A 4,306-nucleotide genomic window follows, 5' to 3' on the forward strand; every position below is an offset into this window, starting at 1 on the left:
CATTGCCCCTATCTGTATAATGCGGTCAGCTTCCTGATTCCCTGTGGTCTCTGTATCGAAAAGTACGTATTTGGCCATCTTTTAAAATCCTCGTATTGGTGTAAAATCATATCCAATTTTTGATTTACATCTATTTGGGTATAAATATAAAAGGGTATAATAGTATTTTATTTAACCAATGAGGAGCACTCTATATGAATATGGATGCACAACTGATAGAACACATGATGAACCCTAAGAACTATGGTACACTTGAAGGTGCTGATGTGCAAGGGATAGGAAAGAACCCTGAGAATGGTGAAAAAGTCGCTATTTATCTGAGGGTAGGGAAAGATGAAGACCAACCTTATGTAGAAGATATACGTTTTCAGGCCATAGGGTGTACCACAACAGTGGTTGCAGGTTCTATGCTGACTGAAGAGGCAAAGGGACTTAACTTCAACGGGATAAAAAATCTGGTAGATGCAACCATAAAGCTTTTAGACAAGCTTCCATCTGAAGATGCAGCCTGCTCAGAGATGGTGGCCTTGGCGATCAAAGCAGCAGTTGATACCTATGAAAAACGTCAGGAAGATCCTGACTATCCGATTATTACCTATAAAATAGTCAACAGCTGTGTACCCAAAGAAGAAATGAAACAAGACGAAGAGGAATAAGATGAAAACATTGATGATAAAAACACATGAAGCCTGGCTGGAGATGCTTATGGCAGGCTTTATGAGTAAAACACAGAACAAACAGGTACTTTTTGATTTTTCAGATATTCTCTTTAGACATTTTACCTGGCTGGAAAATGAGCTTATAGCCCTGGATGTGACATACAATTATGACAGAGATACTATACCGATCAAAGTAGAAAGACTCAGTGATCTTCTCAACAATATTGTGAAAAGACTTGATGTGATAGACCTTCAGCTTCTAAGCTCTCCGGACAAAGAACTTGATGCGCGTATAGCAAGCGATATTCACTATATGAGAGAGGTACTCAAAAATATGAATGATGAAGTGGTCACGGCATTCAGTATGGAACGTGTTTTCCCCGGGATTTCCTTAACTCAGGAAGCAACGGACGCATTGACACTCTTTTTGTTTGAAGAGACCTACAAAGAGTATGAACTCATTATGATCTACAACTACCTAAAAGCCCACAGCAATGATGCCTATATGAACAGAATATTTCAAATACTCATCGATGAGAGTTTCTTCCATTTGAAAAGTTTTGGAGATATGGGGGCAAAGATGGGGATACTTGCAGTTCCTCGGGTAGTGATGAAAGAGCTTTACCAGGTAGAGGATGTGGTACAGTTCCTTAAAGATGGGATAGATGAAGAGTTGGCGGCAAAAGAAGAGTGTAAAAGACTTGCAGAAGCAGTAGCGAAAGATAGCTTCGAATTGGCAAAATTCTTTGATTTTATCAATCATCAGGAAAATTATCATATTGCCCTTATGAAAGATGCGCTTAAACACTTTACAGGAGAAGCGAATGGGTAAACATTTTACCTCTGTAATCTCTAGCAATTTTGGAAAATTTGCCTCAAAAGAGTTTCCCTCACTCATACAGCATTTTATCAATGTGTGTTATGTAAAAATGATGGGACTTGATATGCATGAGTTCAGAGAACCAAGTAGTTACAAAACACTCAACAAACTCTTTACCAGGGCTTTAGAGACTCCAAGAGAAGTTCCTCCGGGGAAATCCGTCCTTATTTCAGGTGTGGATGCACGCATTACGGATGCAGGAACCGTTACAGAAGGAAAAGCCTATCAGATCAAGGGAATGAGCTACTCCATAGAAAAACTGTTTGGAGAGCACCATAAGGAGGCGGTAGCCAAAGTTGAAGGAGGAGAGTTCATCAACTTCTATCTCTCACCCAAAGATTACCATCGTTACCATATGCCTATGGATCTTAAAATTCTCTCCTTAACGCACATACCCGGAAAGCTTTATCCTGTGAATTTTCCGCTGCTTCGCAATATGCCGGATCTTTTCATAGAAAATGAAAGAGTGGTCATAGAGTGTGAGGACAAGAAAGGCAGAATACAGATGCTTGTACTTGTCGGGGCACTGAATGTAGGCAAAATGGTAGTGACTTTTGAAGAGCGTGTACAGACAAACTCCGAGATACGAGAACCAAGACACTACACCTATGAAGACCTATGGCTGGAGAGAGGTGAACTCTTTGGCTGGTTCGAGATGGGCTCAACTGTTTTGACATTTTCTAAAAAAGGCAGTATAGTCCCTGAAGTTGCTATCAACCAAAAAGTATCATATACAGATGTGTTGGGAAAAATAAAATAAGGAGTTCTTATGGTGTCGGTTAAAGAGATACAGGAATATGCACAAATACGTACCAAAGCCAGAGCCTACCTCTGCTATATTTTAAGCCGTAACATTTCTCAAAGCCTTGAGAGTGGTATGAGAGTAGAGGACATTGTCAAAAAGATCAAAAATCTTAAGCAGGCACTGCCTAAAAGTGAAGTGATCTATGCCATAGACGGCAATGGCATCCAGATAGTCGATAACATCTCTTCCAATCCTAAACTCAATGGCAGAGGCAAAGGAGATGACCGAAGTGACAGAGCCTATTATTACCGGACACTCAAAGAGCATCGCTGTATCTTGACAGACCCTTATCCCTCACTTGTGAGTAACGAGCTGGTTGTGACCGCCTCTTTCCCTCTCTTTGATGCAGATGATAATCTTTTATGTATCATTTGTGTAGATATTACGTTACAAAATATGCTTAAAATGATCTCACCAGGTTCCTTTGACTCAACTTTTGGTACATTCAGTCGTACGATCTATACGGCATTTTCACTTGCTCTGTTCATGGTAGCACTTTTACTTTTTGTAAAAGGGGTGACCAGTTTCATGAGTTTTGGGTTTGATTTCAGCAATATCGATATTAATGAAATGTTCAAGTCCACCATTCTTTTGACTCTCTCTTTAGCCATTGTTGACCTGGTCAAAGCGATATTTGAGGAAGAGGTGCTAGGTAAAGTTAAAAAACGGGGGCACTCAGAAGAATCTCACCAGACCATGGTACGCTTTTTGGGCTCCATCATTATTGCACTCTCCATTGAAGCATTGATGCTGGTGTTCAAGTTTGCGCTGACCGATCCTGTGAAACTTCATTTTGCCGTAGAACTGCTCATAGGTATCACCGCATTGATACTGGGACTCTCTTACTATTTAAAGATCAACCAAAAAGGTGACAAGAACAACAAATGAGTCAAAAACTGATCATCTTCGATATGGACGGGACGCTGGTTGACAGTTCCCTGACCATCGCCAATGCCATTAACTATGTACGTCAGAATCTTGGGTATGCGCCTATGGATGCGGAGCACATTTTAAAGCATGTCAATGACCATACGGTTGATCCTGCACGTTTTTTCTACCATGCCAAAGCGTTTGAGGCAAAGCATGAGCAGTGGTTCTCTGAGTACTACACGAACAATCATGAGAAGGAACTGGTACTTTATGACGGCATCAAAGAACTACTTGAAAGCCTCAAAGAGCAGGGACATAAACTTGCCATTGCTACCAATGCCTACAGAGGCTCTACTATAGAGTCTCTTACCCATCTGGACATATATGACTACTTTAATGCACTTGCTTGCTATGATGATGTACCCCAGGGCAAACCCCATCCAGATATGCTTTACAAGATTATTAAAGAACTGGAATATCCTAAAGAGAAGTCCCTTTTCATCGGTGACGGTTCACGTGATGAAATGGCAAGCAAACAGGCAGATATACCGTATATTATGGTAGACTGGGGGTTTACAGAACATGCGAATGCAGTAAGATCTGTGGATGCCTTAAAAAGAATGTTACTATAGTGTTTTATGATCTATTTATTTAGGTATACCTGTAACATTTCTTTTAAAAATGGTTTTATATAAAATCGCACCCCTTAAGCGTAATCTCATGACCTACTACTTCACTCTGGTCATGGTCTATGTTGATGCTAGAGTCATACAGGGCATGAAGCTTGTAGTCTTTTTGTGCTGTTTCAAAGGAGTGTTTTTGTTCTAGGGTTGAGATGGGTTAGCTCCTTTAATGTAACCTAACTTTCTATGTTATGAGGTCTTTGTCCATCATGGTATACGCAAGAGGCTGTACTCCCTTTGCTTTTATGTACTTCTCGTAGGCAAGATAGCCCCATTGGGATTATTGTTAAAAATCTCTCGTTTGGTGACAAGTCTCTCTCTTGGGAAAGCGGGATGTTCTCTGGCATCTACTCTTTTCCCTGATATCTTATCGGTATAACGTATGTCATTACCACCCATAAGATCAGGA

General features: G+C 40.5%; 5 protein-coding genes. All 5 read left to right on the forward strand.

The features are described from left to right. Window positions 1-194: 194 nt before the first annotated feature. Genes MVE01_RS08050 through MVE01_RS08070 form a run of 5 tightly spaced genes read left to right on the forward strand, consistent with a single transcriptional unit; the run spans window position 195 to window position 3,846 of the window. Window positions 195-656: an iron-sulfur cluster assembly scaffold protein gene (locus tag MVE01_RS08050; protein WP_472561670.1), complete on the forward strand. Its 462-nt coding sequence runs from the start codon at window positions 195-197 to the stop codon at window positions 654-656. Window position 657: 1 nt separating this feature from the next. Then, window positions 658-1,491: a hypothetical protein gene (locus tag MVE01_RS08055; protein WP_472561671.1), complete on the forward strand. Its 834-nt coding sequence runs from the start codon at window positions 658-660 to the stop codon at window positions 1,489-1,491. Then, on the forward strand, window positions 1,484-2,299 hold the full coding sequence (locus MVE01_RS08060) for a phosphatidylserine decarboxylase (RefSeq protein ID WP_472561672.1): 816 nt from the start codon (window positions 1,484-1,486) through the stop codon (window positions 2,297-2,299). The genes MVE01_RS08055 and MVE01_RS08060 overlap by 8 nt, the downstream gene beginning before the upstream one ends. Before the next feature lie 9 nt (window positions 2,300-2,308). Next, window positions 2,309-3,232: a PDC sensor domain-containing protein gene (locus tag MVE01_RS08065; protein ID WP_472561673.1), complete on the forward strand. Its 924-nt coding sequence runs from the start codon at window positions 2,309-2,311 to the stop codon at window positions 3,230-3,232. Continuing rightward, window positions 3,229-3,846, forward strand: a complete 618-nt coding sequence (locus MVE01_RS08070; RefSeq protein ID WP_472561674.1) for an HAD family hydrolase — start codon at window positions 3,229-3,231, stop codon at window positions 3,844-3,846. The genes MVE01_RS08065 and MVE01_RS08070 overlap by 4 nt, the downstream gene beginning before the upstream one ends. Window positions 3,847-4,306: the final 460 nt, after the last annotated feature.

This window comes from Sulfurovum sp. (assembly GCA_026990595.1).
GTDB lineage: Bacteria > Campylobacterota > Campylobacteria > Campylobacterales > Sulfurovaceae > Sulfurovum.